Source organism: Pedobacter sandarakinus (genome assembly GCF_026240095.1).
GTDB lineage: Bacteria > Bacteroidota > Bacteroidia > Sphingobacteriales > Sphingobacteriaceae > Pedobacter > Pedobacter sandarakinus.
Genome location: NZ_JAPIVG010000015.1, coordinates 1 through 3,146 on the forward strand (window position 1 = coordinate 1; position 3,146 = coordinate 3,146).

At 36.4% G+C, this 3,146-nt stretch carries 4 protein-coding genes; 3 read left to right on the forward strand and 1 reads right to left on the reverse strand.

What is annotated here, in order from left to right; genetic code table 11:
• Together OQ268_RS17710 and OQ268_RS17715 are read left to right on the forward strand one after the other, a co-directional pair.
• Nucleotides 1–796 (forward strand): RHS repeat-associated core domain-containing protein (locus tag OQ268_RS17710; RefSeq protein WP_322974049.1); only part of this gene is annotated, 796 nt, incomplete at its 5' end.
• A 42-nt stretch (nucleotides 797–838) separates the two neighbouring features.
• Complete coding sequence (locus OQ268_RS17715; protein WP_265858142.1) at nucleotides 839–1,336, forward strand: hypothetical protein; 498 nt, start codon at nucleotides 839–841, stop codon at nucleotides 1,334–1,336.
• Between the two features lie 76 nt (nucleotides 1,337–1,412).
• Here the strand turns inward: OQ268_RS17715 and OQ268_RS17720 are convergent, their stop codons facing one another.
• The gene (locus tag OQ268_RS17720) at nucleotides 1,413–1,715 is read right to left on the reverse strand and encodes a hypothetical protein (protein WP_265858144.1); all 303 of its coding nucleotides are present in this window, start codon (nucleotides 1,713–1,715) and stop codon (nucleotides 1,413–1,415) included.
• A 1,162-nt stretch (nucleotides 1,716–2,877) separates the two neighbouring features.
• Here OQ268_RS17720 and OQ268_RS17725 point away from each other — a divergent pair.
• On the forward strand, nucleotides 2,878–3,135 hold the full coding sequence (locus OQ268_RS17725) for a hypothetical protein (protein WP_265858145.1): 258 nt from the start codon (nucleotides 2,878–2,880) through the stop codon (nucleotides 3,133–3,135).
• Nucleotides 3,136–3,146: the final 11 nt, after the last annotated feature.

The following is a 3,146-nucleotide window of genomic DNA, read 5'->3' on the forward strand; positions in this document are numbered from 1 at the left end:
TCAAGAGGAGTTGGGACAGTATGATTACGGCGCTAGGTTCTATGATCCGGTGATAGGCAGGTGGAATGTGGTGGATCCACTGGCAGAGAAAATGAGAAGGCACTCGCCTTATAATTATGGTTTCAATAATCCAATAAGGTTTGTTGATCCTGATGGAATGGAGGTAAAGGACTGGTATCGATCTAAGGGAACTGGGACTGTTCAATGGATAGAAGGTAATAAAGAAATAAATGGTTACAAACATATTGGCGCACGGGGGGCAATAATTGATGCAGATGGAGACAGGTCCAAAGGTGTTAATCTTAATACTGATGGTACTGCTACTAGCAGTATAACTGGAAAATCGATGACAACATCATTAACAGAGAAAACTAAAATTCTTGATAAATACAATCCAGAGAATCGAGGAATACTCAATGCAAGTATTGGTCTTGTTGGAGGTGTCGCAGAGGTTACATTGGGAGCGGCTACATCAGAATTTGGTGTAGGTATATTTGGAATTGTAGATGGATCAGCTAGGGTTTTAGGTAATGGCGCTAGGCTTGCAGGCTATTTTAGTGGCAATAATGATTTTGGGGATGCTGCTCCCAGCAATTTAGGGGCACTCGCAGGTAAGATGATTGATGGGAATGGTTTTTATAAAAACGGCCCAATGCAAAATGTACTAGGAGGTGTTAATGATGGTGTTACCATGGTTGTAACTGGAACCAACTGGAAGGCTTTACCTAAAGTAGTTAACACTGCTCTAACAGCTGAGAAAGTTTTTACATTTGCAGGAGCTGCATCCGATGCTTAAACCAGTGGATATTATTTTCACAACATCTTTTTAAAATAAAAAATGAAATACGAGGCGGATTACGAACTACATGACTTAATTAATCAATATAAAAAAAAGTTAACGAATAACGTGTTATTTGGTCTATCGATATTTATACTAATGTCATTTATGATTTTTTACTCGACGAAATTTGTACTAGACTTAAAATATATTTTAGCGGAAATAATATTTATCTCGGCTATAGCTTATTTCCAGTATTCTCAAATTGTTCCAAATGGAAACATCATTAATAACACCGTAATAGAAATAAGATTTGAGGATGAAAAGTTTTTTATAAAAACCTCTAGCTTTAAAGTTCTTTTTTGGTTTGAAAAGGATTCGAAAGAAATGGTTTTCAATAGCAAAGAGTTTATTGTCACTCATAACCCTAAGGCGATAAAGCATTTGTTCGGATATGACAAAGATGTTGTAAAGCTGAGTGATAAAGAGAAGTATGTCTATTTACTTTTTCCATTTTTTAACAAAGACATTCAGTCGTTGATTATAGAAAAAAGCTAACTGGTCTTAGCGTCTCGCTAAGACCAAAATGTAACTTACATAACAGAGCCCGGCAGCTTTAAACTGTTGGGCTTTGTTAATTCTGTAGGAGTTCGAGTTTGATTAGCCTGGCTTTAATGGCTGCATATGTTCTGGAGTGTAATTTAGCGAGCTGTGTAATCCTGGAACCATTACCAAAGCGTTCTTCGAGCAGGCTATCTTCTTGTTCAGTCCAGGCCAAACCCCTATTACCTTTTTCAGCTACCGCCCTAAGTTCATCAAGTGCAAAGAATAGCGCTCGGATGATTTCGGGCTGGTTGCATGGGCTATCTGCAGGTAATACCTCCACACTAGCGCAAGCGTCCGCTTGTGCTTTAGATAAACTAAAGTCAAAGCCCACGGATGTATAAAGTGTTGGGCTTTTGTTTTACCAAAAAGTTAGCCTCACGCTGTCAAAGGGTTCGCTTTTGAAGGTGATTGGATTCTAAAATGGAAACCAAGGATTCTTTTGTGAATATAGTGGAATAGGGAATTATTGTAAAGCTCGAAGATGTGAATCTACAGGGTTTCGCTATTTTCTGCTTTGCCCGTATACTTTTTAGGTGCCTGCTTTTATGAATACGACTATTGTAGGATTTATGTGAAGGCGGTTCTCACCATGCGGTACCTTCATCTCTTACAGTCGTTTGAGCGTGTCATTATCGATATGTTTTTTACTAGCTCCTTGCTGACGCAAAAATATTAAATTAAGATAGGATATAGGTAAAGCGCAAGATCGTCAATTGAAAAACTGGTGGATGCTTGTCTTAGCTAAAATAGCCTTTTGTTTGCCAAGTGAAAATAATTCAAAACCTTAAATTTCAACTGATCGTTTGGCTTTGGTGTTTCAATTAGCTTTTATATTCTTTTCAAACTTTTATAGATTACACCATTTGCTTATGTCTTCTTGCGAACAAAGAATTATTGTACTAATGAAACTATTATCAAATCAATGGCTTCAAAGCATGATTTTCGTTTGTCAGCAAAGCAACAGAGGGTGTAGTACTGACCTTCGCTACAATAAAAAATTCTAGGAAGCCAAACTATCCTATCTTGCATCAGATATCTCAATTACTCACTTCTACATCTGACGAAATATGAGATTTATTTGGTAGAAAACCGTACGCTGAAAACATCGTTCGTGTACAGAAATGGCTCGTTCGTCACCTTGAAACCATCGTTCCTCAAAATGATTTAACGATTTCGTAAAAACACATTAGCTTGGAAAATAATTTGCAACTGCCTATAAACATTGAATTTATCTTTCTAAGGAATTCGATTGATTGTGGGAAGAGTTAAAGGATTAGTTTTTATGATAGTGTTTCCAAGCATAATTAAGCTTTCAACCAGAAGATAGAAAATGTCAAAAATAAATTCGATGCAATGCCTACAAATACAAGAAGAATACAAACATACACTTAAGGATCTAAAATCAATAAATCATATTGTAAAACCTAAATAAAGAAATTCTGATATACAAGATGAATCTTACACAACCTAAAACTATATAAGAAATAAAACATATGAAAAAAATCTATTTATTGGTTGCTCTAACCTATTCTATAATGCTAGCGCAAGCACAAAGCCAAATTATTGATGTTAATTTATCCATTGGAAGAGAGGAAGGTCTAGTCACGGGCGCCGGTTTTAGGTTATATTTCAATTCTCCGGTATCTAACTCTGATGAATTGTCTATTTATCGTTATAATCGAGGTGATAATACAAGCGATTTAAGGGTTAACATTGGTGATGAGTACGGAAGTGGTGGTGATCGCTTATAATTGCCACTCTA